This is a genomic window from Erythrobacter aureus (genome assembly GCF_003355455.1).
Lineage (GTDB): Bacteria > Pseudomonadota > Alphaproteobacteria > Sphingomonadales > Sphingomonadaceae > Qipengyuania > Qipengyuania aurea.
The window spans coordinates 83658-97500 of record NZ_CP031357.1; the positions used below are offsets into that span (position 1 = coordinate 83658).

Consider the following 13843-nt stretch of genomic DNA (forward strand, 5'->3'; position numbering starts at 1 on the left):
GCGGCCCTCACCCTAGCTTCGTGGTGCGCAGATAGGGTTTGATCGTCTCGAACCCTTGCGGGAATTTCTCGCGCGCCTCTTCATCGCTGACCGAAGGCGGGATGATCACGTCCTCGCCGGGCTTCCAGTTGGCGGGCGTGGCGATCCCCGCCCGATCACCGGTCTGGAGGCTGTCGACGACCCGCAGGATCTCATCGAAATTGCGCCCGACGCTCATCGGATAGGTCATCGTCAGACGGATCTTGTTCTGCGGATCGATGATGAAGACGGAGCGAACAGCAGCCGTCTCGCTCTCGTCCGGATGAATCATGTCGTAAAGCCGGGCGATCTTCAGATCGGGATCGGCAACGATCGGGAAACGAAGCGTTACGCCCTGGGTTTCGTCGACGTCCTTTACCCACTTGCAATGCTCCTCGACCGTATCGGTCGACAGTCCGAGAGGCTTCACGTTGCGCTGTTCGAATTTCTCGGCAAGCTTAGCGGTCATGCCCATTTCCGTGGTGCAGACGGGGGTGAAATCTGCGGGGTGGCTGAAGAAGAACACCCAGCTATCGCCCGACCAGCTATGCAGCTCGATCTCGCCAGCGGTGGTGGCTGCGGTAAAGTTCGGCGCGGTATCGCCAATGTGAAGAGACATGGGAAAAGTCCTCTCTGGTAACAGGAACAGGGCTCTAGCGACGGCGGCCGGGGCCTCGCCCGGCCTGCCCACCGCGGGCGACACAACGCTCGAAAGCGGGAAGGTGACGTTCGCGAGATGCCCGCTGAAGATTGCTCAGGACCGCTCGCACTCCTTGGTCCCGAATGGTCGGGAGTAGGCGGTCGTAAAGCGCGATATTCTCGATCTCGGCAGAAACGCCCTGCTCGCAGGCCGCCAGCAATGTCGGCGGTGCCGGGATCGAGCCGAGATAGGGATTGGCCGGATCATAGCCGATACCGAGCCGGTCCATTTCCGCCTTCACCCGGGCAGCGTGGCGCCGTTCCGCGTCGATGATCCTGATAAAGGGACGCACTTCGCCAAAGGCTTCGATGACCGCAGCATAGGTCGCTTCGGCCCGATATTCATCGTCGAGCGCCATATGCAGTGCCTTGGCGTCGGCATCGGTGGTGTCCGAGGCATTCACAAGCGTGCCGCCGAAGACCATCGCGAGGCCAGACATCAGGATCGGCAGAAGGTAACTGGAACCGGACATATCGGCCTCCTTTCGCTGCATAGCCTTACCTCACCCACACCTTGCCGAGAAGGTTTATTTATCATTTAATGTAATCGAATTTGCAATCGGTGATGAGTGGCGCGCAACTCGCCTTTTCACGAGCTTCCGGAGGGGTTCTCGCCCCTCTCAAATACGATTTTTCCATAAATGAACTTTGGTGCTGGGTTGCGTCACCAACGTTCTTCCCCGGACCGGAGCACGTTCGGTCAGATAAGGCCGCGCGCCAGATAGTGATCGTGCGGTTCGGGCGGTGCACCATCGTCGGATGCCAATTTTTCGAAAGCGCGCGATTGGGAAAGGAAGACTTGGCCGTTCAGCTCTTCGAGGAAATGCGACCGCTGCAGCCGGTCCATCACCGGCCCCTTCACCTCCGACAGGTGGAGACCGATGCCGCCATCGCCCAGCCGGTGGTTGATTGCTTCCAGGCTTTCCAGGCCCGAGGCATCGATGGCATTGACCGCGCTGCACATCAGGATCACGTGACGCACGGCGGGCCGCTCGGCCACTTCCTCGAGGACGTATTCCTCCAGCCAGCGGGCATTGAGATAGGTCAGCGCCTCATCGATACGGATCGAGAGCACATGCGGCACGGTGAAGACCTCGTGCCGCTCGACATTGCGGAAATGCTCGGTCTCCGGAACCCGCCCGACGATTGCGGCGTGCGGGCGGCTGGCGCGCCAGAGATACAGCAGCAGCCCCACGACCACGCCCGCGATCACGCCCATCTCGACACCGGCGATCAACGTAATGGCGATCGTGGCGATATGCGCGGCGAAATCCGCTTTCGAATAGCGCCACAGGCGGCCGGGTGTCTTGAGGTCGACCAGGCTGAGCACGGCAACGATGATGGTTGCCGCCAGCGTGGCGATAGGCAGGCTAAACAACAGCGGCGTGAGGAACAGCGTGGCGAGCGCAATGCCCACAGCGGTATAGGCGCCCGCGGCAGGGGTTTGCGCACCGGCATCGAAATTGACTGCGGAGCGGGCGAAACCGCCCGTCACCGGATAGCCACCGGAAAACGCGCTGGCGACATTGGCCGCACCCAGGCCGATCAGTTCCTGATCCGGTGAAATGCGCTGGCGGCGCTTGGCGGCCAGCGTCTGCGCTACCGAAACGCTTTCGACGAAGCCGATGATCGAAATCAGCAGCGCGGGGACCCACAATTGCTCGATCAGCGCCAGGTCGGTCGATGGCACTGCGAAGGGTGGCAGGCCCTGTGGGATCGCGCCGACAATGTTGACGCCCTTATCTTGCAGATCGAAAGCGATCGCGGCCAGAATCGTCAGCGCGACCGCAACCACCGGGCCGGCTTTGGCCGTCATATCCGCCGCCCGTTCAGGCAGGCCCACTTTCTGCAGCGCCGGCTTGGCGCCCTTGCGAACCCAGAACAGGAACATGGTCGCCGGGATGCCGATGGCCAGCGTCCAGCCATTCGTCTCATCTATGGATGCCGCAAGCGAGCCGAGCATGTCCGGCCAGTTGTCGCCTCCCGCTGTCACCCCGAGAATGTGCTTGAGCTGACTGGTCGCGATGAGAATGCCGGATGCGGTTATAAACCCGCTGATTACCGGATGCGAGAGGAGGTTGGCGAGAAAGCCCGCCCTCAGAATACCGAGGATCGCCAGCATCACCCCCGAAAGCATGGCGAGCGTGATCGCCGCCTCCAGATATTGCGCTGTGCCTTGTTCCGCGATCGCACCCGCGGCCGACGCGGTCATCAGCGAGATCACGGCCACCGGCCCCACCGCCAGCGTGCGGCTGGTCCCGAACACGGCATAAAGCACCAGCGGCAGGATCGAGGCATAGAGCCCCACCACCGGCGGCAGGCCCGCCAGCAGCGCATAGGCCAGGCTTTGCGGGATCAGCATGATGGTGACGATCACGGCCGCCATCAGATCGTCCGTCAGGACGTTCCGGTTGTATGTCCGGCCCCATTCGAGGATCGGCAGGTAGCGCGAAAACACCGGAAGCGTCCTTTCCTACTGCGCGATCATATTGCCGGGACCGGCAAGCCATTCGCGCCCCTTGAGCATGCCGTTCCAATAGATCCAGGGCAGTGCATCGGCCTTGAGCATCCAGGACAGGCGCTGCGCCTTGGTTCCATCGATCAGCCAGGTCGGGAAGCTTGGGGCAAGCTTGCCGCCATAGGCGAATTCGGCGAGGACGATTTTCCCGCGCTCGACCGTCAGCGGGCAGGATCCATAGCCATCATATCCCGCCTTCGGCCCCCGCCCGGCAAGCTGTTGCAGCACATTCACCGCGACGACCGGCGCCTGTTTTCGCGCCGCTGCCGCCGTTTTGGCATTGGGCATCGATCCACCATCGCCAAGTCCGAAGACATTGTCGTAGCGGTTATGGCGCAAGGTATGCTGATCGACGTCGGTAAAGCCGCTTTCGGCCGCCAGGGGGCTGTCGGCAAGGAACTGGGGCGCAACCTGTGGCGGAACGACATGAAGCATATCGAAATCGCGAGTCACCTCGCCGTCTTCGGTCTTGAAAACGGCCTGCTGCGCCGGGCCGTCGACGGACACCAGATTGTGGCCCAGCCGGAGCCCGATATCGTATTTCTCGACATAGCTCATCAGCGCGGGAACATAATCGGGAACGCCGAACAGCACCCCGCCCGCATTGCAGAATTCGACATCGATCCGGTCGAGCATGCCTTCACGGCGCCAATGGTCGCAGGATAGATACATCGCCTTCTGCGGCGCACCGGCGCATTTGATCGGCATGGGTGGCTGCGTGAAGATGGCCCGGCCCGAGGTGATGCTCTGAACCAGTTCCCACGTATAGGGAGCCAGATCGTACCGGTAGTTGGAGGTGACGCCGTTCTTGCCCAGCGTGTCCTCGAGACCGGAAATCTTCTCCCAAGCCAGCCGGATACCTGGGGCGACGACAAGGACCTCGTAGCGCAGGGTGGAGCCGTCCTCGAGCGTCACCTGATTATCGTCCGGCTGGAAGGATTTGGCCGCCGCCCTGATCCATTCGACGCCGCGCGGCATCACGCTGGCCATCGGTCGCCGCGTGACTTCGGGTTCGAAGATCCCGCCGCCAACCATCGTCCAGCCCGGTTGATAGGCATGGGTATCGGCCGGCTCGACAATCGCGATGTCGAGACCGGGGCGGCGTTTGAGCAGCGAGGCGGCCGTCGCGATGCCTGCCGCGCCCCCGCCGATCACGACGACTGTATGCGATTTGGAAATCTGTCTTCTCCCGAATGCGTCAGCCGAGCGTGTCGCGTAGAGTGCCGAGGTCGTACCCGGCGGAGGCGGCGCGCTTCAGCCGCTTGTCGCGGTCGATGCCATCCGGGTTGGCCAGCGTCTCGAGCGTGATCGAGCGCGTGCCGGTACGGCAATAGGCAAGCACAGGCCCATCGGTCCCGCGCCGAACCGCGCGAAAGGCCGCGACTGCCGCATCGGGAAACGCGCCGCCCGAAACCGGAATATGGTGGAATGCGATTCCCGCCGCCTGCGCGGCTTCGCGCATTGCATCGACGCTTGGCTGCGTCTCTTCCTCGCCATCGGGCCGGTTACAGATCAGAGTGGCGAATCCACGTTCTTTCAAGGCGTGCATATCCGCGAGTTGAATTTGCGGCGCCACGGCGAAGCCTGGCGAAACTTCTCGAATATCCATCATCCATTCCCTTCCATCAGGCGCACCAGGAACATGCCCGCAAGCATGGCGACCACGAAGATCGCCGCCGACGCAGGCTCGATCACGAGCGCCGCGACACCCGGCCCGGGGCACAGGCCCGCGATACCCCAGCCGATCCCGAACAGCGCCGATCCGCCGATCAGGCGCGCGGTCAGGTCGCTGCGGTCCGGCAGGGCGAATTTTTCCGCGAAGAATGGGTGCGCCATGCGTGGTTGGAAGCGCCAGGCGATGGCCATGACGATCACCGCACCGCCCATCACGAAAGCGAGCGTGGGATCCCAATCGCCGAACAGGTCGAGGAAGCCGCGCACCCGGGCGGGATTGGTCATTCCGCCCAGTGCAAGGCCTGCCCCGAACAGCGTTCCCGAGAGCAGCGGGGGGAGCAGACGCCGGATCATGGCAGCACCTCCAGTCCCGCCATGTTCATCACCGCGACCGTGGCAATGCCGAAAGCCATAAAGGTGAGCGTCGCGACGACCGAGCGCTGCGAGAAGCGGCTGACACCGCAGACGCCGTGGCCACTGGTGCAGCCGCTGCCAAGGCGCGTCCCCACGCCCACCACGAGCCCTGCGACAGCGAGATAGAGAGGGCTGGCGAAGCTGGCATCGATCCCCCCCGTTGCCATGGCAACGACCAGCGCCCCCAGCGGCAAGCCGATCAGGAACATCCAGGCGCTCGATCTGGACATGCCGCTGTCGCCGATGCCGGTCGCGCGCGCAGCTATGCCGGACACGCCGGCAATGCGGCCTGCGCCAAGCAACATCAGCGCCGCTGCCAGTCCGATCACTATGCCGCCGACCAAGCCCGCAAGCGGCGCCGCTTCGGGAAAACCGGGCAGCATCATACCGCGTTCACCGGGATCTTGATGTAGCTGACGCCATTATCCTCGGGCTCGGGCAGGCGCCCGCCGCGAATATTCACCTGCACCGACGGCATGATGAGGTTGGGCATCGCCAGCGTCTTGTCACGCGTGGTACGCATCTCGACGAACTCGTCCTCGCTCACGCCGTCCTTTACATGGACGTTTTCGCGGCGCTGCTGGCCGACGGTCGTCTCCCAGGCATATTCATCGCGCCCCGGCGCCTTGTAATCGTGGCACAGGAACAGGCGCGTATCTTCCGGAAGCGAGAGCAGCCGCCGGATCGAACGGAACAATTCGCGTGCATCGCCGCCGGGAAAATCCGCCCGCGCGGTCCCGAAATCCGGCATGAAGATCGTATCGCCGACGAACGCCGCGTCACCGATAATGAAGGCCATGTCCGCGGGCGTGTGCCCCGGCACGTGGAGAGCGATGCCCTCGATTTCGCCGAGATTGAATTTTTCCCCGTCGGTAAAGAGGTGATCGAATTGCGATCCGTCGCGTTCGAAATCTGTTCCGGCATTGAAAAGCTTGCCGAACACTTCCTGCACCCGGATGATCTCGGCGCCGATAGCCAGCTTACCGCCCAGCTTTTCCTGCAGATAGGGCGCAGCCGAAATATGATCGGCATGGGCATGCGTTTCGATCAGCCACGTCACTTTCAGATTATGGGAATTGACGTATTCGACGATCCGGTCCGCAGACCCGTATGACGTGCGTCCGGCAGCAGCCTCGTAATCGAGCACCGAATCGATGATCGCAGCCTCGCACGTGGCGGGATCATGCACCACGTAGCTGACCGTATTCGTCGCTTCGTCGAAAAAGCCCGCGATTGAGGGCCGCAGGGCCTTTTCATCCTGAGCGCGCCCGATCTGCTCCGCCGCCGCCTGCAACGCCACGTCATGCCCAACCATGTCAAAACTCCTTTGATTACGTAAAGTGTGTATATGTATTGCTTTCTGTGTGTCAAGTGCTAAGGGTCTGGCGATGGATATGGGCGAAAAGTACGAAGGCGCTCCCCGGGGCCTGAGAATCGGCGACACCGCACCCGATTTCGAGGCGCGGAGCACGATAGGACCGGTCAAGCTGACCAACTTCAGGAAGCGATGGCTGATCCTGTTTTCGCACCCTGCGGATTTCACGCCGGTCTGCACGACCGAATTCGTCGCGCTCGCCCGGCAGGCCGACGATTTCGAGAAACGCGATTGCGCGCTCATGGCGCTTTCCGTCGACAGCCTGTTTTCGCACTTCGCCTGGCTGCGCATGATCCGCGACCGCTTCGATGTCGAAATACGGTTTCCCATCGTGGAGGACCCTACGCTGGTGATCGGCGAAGCCTACGGAATGGTCTCGCCGCAGGATAGCGACAGCGCGACGGTGCGATCGACCTATTTCATCGATCCCACCGGCGTCATCCGGGCGATGACCTGCTATCCGGCCAATATGGGCCGCTCAATTCCGGAAATGCTGCGCATGCTCGATGGACTTCAGGCGATCGATGCGGAAAATGCGCTTGCGCCTGCCAATTGGACCCTGGGCGAGCCTCTGCTCACGCCGCCGACCCAGAATCTGGACGAGGTCTTCGCGGCAAAGGATCAAACCGCATGGTTCCTGCGTGAAGCCAGCAGGGGCAAGCGCAAATGATGGACGAGGCACCTATCGAGGAACTGAAGGCCATCGCCCATCCGCTACGGTTCCGGGTCGTCCAGATATTGAGAGCCGGGGAACTCAATGTCGGCGAAATCGAGAAGGCGTCCGGCATCGGCCAGCCTGCGCTTTCGCAGCAGCTCGGCGTCTTGCGCAAAGCGGAGCTCGTCGAAACCCGCAAGGATGCCAAGCTGGTCTATTACAGCCTGAACGAGGACCGCCTCTCGCAACTTGGTGCATCGATTTCCGGAACCGACATGGCCGCATCGGCAAAGCGCCCGCATGTCCGCACACCATCGCCCGGAGTAGCGAATTTCGCGCGGTTGTCGTGAAAGGGTTCTAGCGATATGGGCGGCAGCGCGAAGATGCCCGATATATCTTGATCGAGACCGCGCAGGATAGACGATACCCTCCCGTGTTGCCGCCCCTCTCTCTCCTGACGCGCATTCGTCGCACCTCCGTCATGCGCCCCGGCATCTTTCTCGCGCTGCTTCTGGCCGCGCTGGGGATGAATGCGATCGTCCCGGCGGGCCATATGGTCGCGCCCTCGACGACGCATTTCGTCACTATCGATCCCTGCCCGGAAACGAACGCGCTCTACCGCGCGCTCGCATCCGCCAAAATTCACGAACCGGCGGCCCCCAATGCGCTCGATCATGCCGCGATGGGGCACCACACGCCGCCCCTAGATGACGAGCAACCGGCTTCAACGGCCTCCAAGGCCGACTGTGCATTCTCCGCCCTGGCCTTCACCGGAATGCTTCCGGAAAAACCGGCGGAGTTCGCAAGTGCACCAGGCGGCATCGGGCCGGATACTCGTCATCTCCCGCCCCTCGCCCTTGCTCCGGTCCGCCATTTGCGACCGCCGCTGCGCGCGCCGCCACGGATTCCTGACCCGGTTACAATTTTTCGCGCGTAGCCCGGCAGCATGCCGCGGCGCGCCCGCGTGCACACCAAACAAACGAGATCACCATGTTTTTGAACGCCCTTTGCAGGGCGAGCTTGCTCGCATCCTGCGCCCTGTTTCCCACCCATTCCGTCTCGGCCGAGAACGAGAACGCCGCCGATGGCGCCGATCCGGTTCTGACCGACACGATTACGGTTACAGCACCGCGCCGCAATGGCGAGACGGAAGACGTCGTCGCACCGCCCCAGCAAGTCGCCCTGCCGCCCGATGCCGCAGCGATTGCGGCACGGACGCCGGGCGGTTTTCTCGTGGGGAACGGCGCGCTATCCGGCCAGCTTTCCTATCGCGGCCTCTCCGGACAGCGGGTTCTCGGCCGCGTAAATGGCCAGCGCTTCGCCACCGGCGGCCCGAATGCGATGGACCCGCCGCTGCATTACGCGCCATCCATACTCCTCGACCGGATAGAGATCGCGCGCGGTGTGGCTCCGGTCTCGCAAGGCCCATCGCTGGCCGGCGCGATCGATGCCCGGTTGGTGGAGACGCAATTCACCGGCGGATCGGCGCTTGCCCCCCAGGCGCGGTTTGCAAGCCAATACCGCAGCGCCGATGACAGTTATGCCCTTGGCGGCTTGATCGGCCTTGCCAATGAACGCTGGCGCTTCGGTGTGATCGCCAGCAAGGAAGAAGGGGACGATTACAGCTTTGCCGACGGCACGGTCGGTGGCTCCTCCTTCGAACGAACCCTCTACGGTGCCCATGCCGGCTTCCGTGCCGGGCCGGGCGAACTCTTCATCGAATATCGCCGCAGCGAAACCGACCCAACCGGCAATCCGCCCTTCGCGCTCGACATAGTGTTCTTCGATACCGATTTCGTTCAGGGCGGATTTCGCGGCGAAATCGCAGAGAACGTCAACCTCGACCTGCGGCTCGGCCATGTCGCGGTGCGGCACCTGATGGACAATCAGACGATCCGCCAACCCGCCGCTTCGCCGATGCGCGCCCGCGCAACCTTTGCCGATGCCGATACCACCACAGCCGAGGGATCGGTGCGCTTCGGCACGGATCGGGATTACGTGCAGATCGGCGCGGATGCGGAACTGACCGACAAGTTCGTAAACATCACCAATCCAACCAATTCCGCCTTCTTCATCGAAGCGCAGCCCAACTTCCGAAGCGAGCGGCTTGGCGCATTCGCGCAGTGGCGCGGCGATATCGGAGGCGTGGAGTTCGAGCTGGGCGGCCGGATTGATCGCACCGGACACTCGGCGGGAGTGCCGCAGCTTGGTAACGCGGTGCCAATGGGTCCGCGAGCGCTCGCCGCAGCCTTCGCCGCGGCCGATCGGACTGCGTCGGACACCACGGTAGACGGCGTAATGCGTACCTGGCTGCCGCTTGGGGCCGTCACCCCGCGTGTGACTCTGGCGCGCAAAGAGCGGGCGCCCAGCCTGCTCGAACGATTCGGGTGGCTGCCGACACAGGCTAGCTATGGCTTGGCGGACGGAAATATCTATGTCGGCAATCCGGGCATCGAGCCCGAAACCGCGTGGATCGCCGAAGTCGGTCTGGACCTTGAAACCGGTGCATTTTCGTTCCGACCGAGCGTGTTCTATCGCCGGGTCGACGGCTTCATCCAAGGCGTGCCGTATGACGACAGTGTCGGTGTGATCGATAGCCCGGTCGAGATGATCGCAGCCATGAATGGCGATCCCACGCCCCTTACCTTCGGGAATGTGGACGCCGAATTGTACGGCGCCGATCTCGATTTCAGCTTTCGCCCGGTCGAGAGGTTCGAGATTTCCGGCGTCGCGAGCTTCGTCAGGGGCAAGCGCCGCGACATAGACGACGATCTCTATCGAATTGCCCCGGCCAATTTGCTGCTATCTGCAGCCTATCTCGGAGACCGGCTGTCATTCGGAGCGGAGCTCATGGCAGCGGCGAAACAGGATCGCGTCTCGGCATCGAACGATGAGCAGCCGAGCGACAGCTACGCCGTCGTTGGCCTGTTCGCCCGCTATGCGGTCGGTCCCGATCTGCGGATCGAAGCGGGCGTGGAAAACCTGTTCGACGAGCAGTACCAGCCCCACCTCGCCGGCCGCAGCCGTGTCGGCGCATCCGACGTTCCGCTGGGCGAGCGTCTGCCAGGCCCCGGCCGTGGCGCCTGGGTACGGCTCACCACGCAGTTTTGAACCGTGTGTGACGACCGGAGCGGCCGGATATGGCTGTCCCGGTCGTTACCGAGCGAATGTCCGACTTCGTTGCAGCGGTGTCAGCGATCTCGGCCCGTCACGCCGAGCCAATAGAACTCGAACCTGGTCGTACCCGATGCGAAATAGCTTCGGTGGGCGAGATATTCGGGCGTTTTCTGGACGCGGGCAAAACCCTCGCGGTCGGCCCATTCGACGAAGGTGATCTGTCCGGGAGCTACCTCGGCGTTCGCGTTGGTCTCGAGCGTGGGGTTGCGCATCTTGTAGATGAAACGCCCGCCCTCGCGCTCGACCGCCGGCTCGATCCCCTCGAGATAGCGCCTGTAGTCGCCGGGATTTGCGGGATCGAACCACGCAACGACGATCGAATAATCCTTGTTCGGATCGAGTATCAATGTCGTGTCTTCCTCCACGAGATCGTCGAAGATCTTGAGTTCGCTCCAGCCATCGGACCGCCGAGCCCGGATCTCGGGCAGATCCGGGCGGTCGAGAAAGGCCTGTGCATTCGCCGCGCTGGGCCAGGAGAAGAAGATGAAGGCGCCGGGATCGAATTCGCCGACCACCTTCTGCTCGACATCGAGCTGACCAAGGCGCCTGAAACCGTAATTTTCGGCGATGGGGATGACATCGCGGTAATAGTCCCGTCGGGCCTCGAGCCCCCCTTCGCGGGCTTCGGGCGCGATCACCTGCAGCACCTCGCCCTTGCGCAACTCGACTGTGACGGGCGCGGGATCGCCTTGCGCGGCGGCGGGCTGTGCCATTGCGACAAAGGAGCTGGTCAGGCACAGGGCGGCTACGGACGCCGCGCTTCTCGAAAGGGCAAGGAATGGCATGGGTATTCTCCAGCAGATGCGATCAATTTGCACCATAATCGGGCGTAACACGGCGGTCTCGGCTAGTATTTGCGCATATGTGGTGCAAAAATGAGCCAATGGAGAATTGGGACGACTACCGCCTTCTGCTGGCGCTGGCGCGATCGGGCAGCATGCGAAGCGCCGCCGAAATGCTGCGCACAACGCATACCACCGTCTCGCGGCGCTTGGCTGGGCTGGAGGCGCGTCGCGGTAAGCTGTTCGATCGGGCGCCGGGCCGGTATCTGCCCACTCCGCTGGGAGAGCAGCTGGTGGAGATCGCGGAGCGGATGGAACAGCTATCCTTCCAAGCGATCCGGCGTCAGAACGCTGCGGGCGAGGCGATTTCGGGCGTCGTCACGTTATCGCTGCCCGAAGCGATCGCGCAGTATCTGTTGCTGGACGATCTATTCGAACTGGCTGCACGGCATCCGGCAATCGACCTGCGGGTCGATACCACGTCACGGTTCGTCGATCTCGACAAGTCGGAAGCGGACATTGTGGTGCGCGGAGCACAGAAACCGCCCGATCACCTCGTCGGGCGCAGGGCTTGCGCGCTACACGTCACTTACTATGCGGACCGCACTTATCTGGAACGAACCCCGCAAGAATCACTGCAATGGATCGCGCCCCTCGATCCGGGAATGTGGCCCGACTGGCTGGATACATCCCCTTTTCCCCACGCGCCTATCGGGCTTCGGATCGCCGACATCACTGCCCGCCACCGCGCTTTGTGCCAAGGCTTCGGCTTGGGTCGGGGAGCGTGTTTCATGGCCGACCCGGAGCCGAATCTGGTGAGACTGACCGAGGAGAAGCCAGTCAGGCAGCAGGACATCTGGGTGCTTGCGCATCCCGATCTCAGGCATACGCCACGAATTCGGGCTGTCGCCGATTTTGTTTACGATGCGCTCGCGGCCAAAGCCGACCTGGTGACAGGCAAGCGCGCCCCGACATGATCCGCATCCACCCAGTCGGCCTCGGCACGATCTACAGGTTCGAACCTATCGAGTTACAGGAACGCTCCCATCCCTCGCGTCATCACGCGAACTATGGGAAAACTTACAGCTAGATCAGCTTCGTTAGGTTTTCGGTTTTGCGGTTTGTTGTTGTGTGTTGATTTGTGTTTGGTTGCGGGGGTTGGATTTGAACCAACGACCTTCAGGTTATGAGCCTGACGAGCTACCGGACTGCTCCACCCCGCGGTACCGTTTTTGCTGGCTTCAAGCGCCAGCGCCGACATCCGTCGGCTTGGCTATCCTAGCTCATGCGACCTGAAGGTCGCGTCGCCGCGGACGGCCGCTTGGCCTTGCCTTACCCTGGCGGGCTCGGTTTGGCGCGACGTCTCGAGAGACGCCAAAAGGGCCGCCCTTTCGGGTCAGCCCTTCGACATGTGAATGGGTTTATGCCTTGACCGCCTGCTGTAATGCCTGGCGACGACCTACTCTTCCAGTGCTTGAGCACTAGTACCATCGGCGCTGTCCGGTTTCACGGCCGAGTTCGAGATGGGATCGGGTGGGTCACGGACGCTATAGCCACCAAGCAATAGAGCGGGCGGTCAGGGTTTAAATCGATGCTGTTGAGCCTTCGAGGGCTTATCCGGCTGGAGTTCCTCCTTATCGCGGACAGCTTTCAGGGCTGTCGTTGATGGTATGGATCCTGCAAGCGCGAAAAGAACTATTAGGACCGGTTAGCTCCACGCATTACTGCGCTTCCACACCCGGCCTATCAACGTCATGGTCTATGACGGTTCGAAGATTGCTTATCTCAAGGGAGGCTTCCCGCTTAGATGCTTTCAGCGGTTATCCCGTCCGTGCATAGCTACCCTGCGGCACCCTTGGCAGGATGACAGGTACACCAGAGGCACGTTCACCCCGGTCCTCTCGTACTAGGGGCAACTCCTTTCAACAATCGACGCCCACGGCAGATAGGGACCAAACTGTCTCGCGACGTTCTGAACCCAGCTCACGTACCACTTTAATTGGCGAACAGCCAAACCCTTGGGACCTGCTCCAGCCCCAGGATGTGATGAGCCGACATCGAGGTGCCAAACGATTCCGTCGATATGAGCTCTTGGGAATCATCAGCCTGTTATCCCCGGCGTACCTTTTATCCGTTGAGCGATGGCCCTTCCACGAGGGACCACCGGATCACTATGACCGACTTTCGTCTCTGCTCGACTCGTCAGTCTCGCAGTCAGGCAGGCTTATGCCATTGCACTCTTGCAGACGGTTTCCAACCGTCCTGAGCCTACCATCGCGCGCCTCCGTTACTCTTTAGGAGGCGACCGCCCCAGTCAAACTACCCGCCACAGAGGGTCCCAACACCGGCTAACGGTGCCTGGTTAGACATCAGAAAATCACAGGGTGGTATTTCACAGGTTGGCTCCCCTCGGACTGGCGCCCGAGTTTCAAAGCCTCCCACCTATTCTACACAGTAATTTCCTAATGCCACTCTGAAGCTGCAGTAAAGGTGCACGGGGTCTTTCCGTCTAACCGCGGGTACTCCGCATC

Annotated in this window: 14 protein-coding genes, 1 tRNA gene and 2 rRNA genes (1 of these 17 running past the window's edge); 5 read left to right on the forward strand and 12 right to left on the reverse strand. The window is 62.1% G+C overall.

The genetic code is table 11. The annotated features are described in order from the left end of the window. Nucleotides 1-7: 7 nt before the first annotated feature. The 8 genes from DVR09_RS00480 to DVR09_RS00515 form a co-directional block, all read right to left on the reverse strand. Nucleotides 8-637 (reverse strand): peroxiredoxin, encoded by a 630-nt coding sequence (locus DVR09_RS00480; protein WP_115415202.1) that lies wholly within the window; start codon nt 635-637, stop codon nt 8-10. 34 nt (nt 638-671) lie between these two features. Next, nucleotides 672-1190: a ferritin-like domain-containing protein gene (locus tag DVR09_RS00485; protein ID WP_234041489.1), complete on the reverse strand. Its 519-nt coding sequence runs from the start codon at nt 1188-1190 to the stop codon at nt 672-674. A gap of 227 nt (nt 1191-1417) precedes the next feature. Further along, complete coding sequence (locus DVR09_RS00490; RefSeq protein ID WP_115415203.1) at nt 1418-3175, reverse strand: SulP family inorganic anion transporter; 1758 nt, start codon at nt 3173-3175, stop codon at nt 1418-1420. A 15-nt stretch (nt 3176-3190) separates the two neighbouring features. Next, the gene (locus DVR09_RS00495; RefSeq protein ID WP_234041490.1) at nt 3191-4390 is read right to left on the reverse strand and encodes an NAD(P)/FAD-dependent oxidoreductase; all 1200 of its coding nucleotides are present in this window, start codon (nt 4388-4390) and stop codon (nt 3191-3193) included. A 43-nt stretch (nt 4391-4433) separates the two neighbouring features. Then, nucleotides 4434-4847 carry a protein tyrosine phosphatase family protein gene (locus tag DVR09_RS00500; RefSeq protein ID WP_115415205.1) on the reverse strand — a complete coding sequence of 138 codons (414 nt, stop codon included), beginning with the start codon at nt 4845-4847 and terminating at the stop codon, nt 4434-4436. Beyond that, nucleotides 4844-5263, reverse strand: coding sequence for a DUF6691 family protein (locus DVR09_RS00505; RefSeq protein ID WP_115415206.1), 420 nt, complete (start codon nt 5261-5263; stop codon nt 4844-4846). The genes DVR09_RS00500 and DVR09_RS00505 overlap by 4 nt, the downstream gene beginning before the upstream one ends. After that, nucleotides 5260-5709: a YeeE/YedE family protein gene (locus tag DVR09_RS00510; protein WP_115415207.1), complete on the reverse strand. Its 450-nt coding sequence runs from the start codon at nt 5707-5709 to the stop codon at nt 5260-5262. Before DVR09_RS00510 ends, DVR09_RS00505 begins: the two co-directional genes overlap by 4 nt. Continuing rightward, entirely contained in the window at nt 5706-6638 is a 933-nt protein-coding gene (locus tag DVR09_RS00515) for an MBL fold metallo-hydrolase (protein ID WP_115415208.1), read from the reverse strand. Before DVR09_RS00515 ends, DVR09_RS00510 begins: the two co-directional genes overlap by 4 nt. Before the next feature lie 73 nt (nt 6639-6711). Here DVR09_RS00515 and DVR09_RS00520 point away from each other — a divergent pair, with 73 nt between their 5' ends. From DVR09_RS00520 to DVR09_RS00535, 4 genes are all read left to right on the forward strand, one after another. After that, a complete protein-coding gene (locus DVR09_RS00520; protein WP_115415209.1) occupies nt 6712-7368 on the forward strand; it encodes a peroxiredoxin in 657 nt (218 codons plus the stop codon). Then, nucleotides 7365-7703, forward strand: a complete 339-nt coding sequence (locus tag DVR09_RS00525) for an ArsR/SmtB family transcription factor (protein WP_174223707.1) — start codon at nt 7365-7367, stop codon at nt 7701-7703. Before DVR09_RS00520 ends, DVR09_RS00525 begins: the two co-directional genes overlap by 4 nt. Before the next feature lie 131 nt (nt 7704-7834). Then, nucleotides 7835-8290: a hypothetical protein gene (locus tag DVR09_RS00530; protein WP_115415211.1), complete on the forward strand. Its 456-nt coding sequence runs from the start codon at nt 7835-7837 to the stop codon at nt 8288-8290. Between the two features lie 53 nt (nt 8291-8343). After that, entirely contained in the window at nt 8344-10464 is a 2121-nt protein-coding gene (locus DVR09_RS00535; RefSeq protein ID WP_115415212.1) for a TonB-dependent receptor, read from the forward strand. An 80-nt stretch (nt 10465-10544) separates the two neighbouring features. On the opposite strand, the gene DVR09_RS00540 is transcribed toward DVR09_RS00535, so the two are convergent. Then, a complete protein-coding gene (locus DVR09_RS00540; RefSeq protein WP_115415213.1) occupies nt 10545-11315 on the reverse strand; it encodes a hypothetical protein in 771 nt (256 codons plus the stop codon). A gap of 98 nt (nt 11316-11413) precedes the next feature. Between DVR09_RS00540 and DVR09_RS00545 the strand changes: the two genes are divergently transcribed. Next, entirely contained in the window at nt 11414-12289 is an 876-nt protein-coding gene (locus DVR09_RS00545; RefSeq protein ID WP_162814797.1) for a LysR family transcriptional regulator, read from the forward strand. A gap of 169 nt (nt 12290-12458) precedes the next feature. Here DVR09_RS00545 and DVR09_RS00550 read toward each other — a convergent pair. From DVR09_RS00550 to DVR09_RS00560, 3 genes are all read right to left on the reverse strand, one after another. Next, nucleotides 12459-12535, reverse strand: a tRNA-Met gene (locus tag DVR09_RS00550). A gap of 223 nt (nt 12536-12758) precedes the next feature. Further along, a 5S ribosomal RNA gene (gene rrf, locus DVR09_RS00555) occupies nt 12759-12873 on the reverse strand. 117 nt (nt 12874-12990) lie between these two features. Then, a 23S ribosomal RNA gene (locus DVR09_RS00560) occupies nt 12991-13843 on the reverse strand (it continues 1936 nt past the right edge of the window).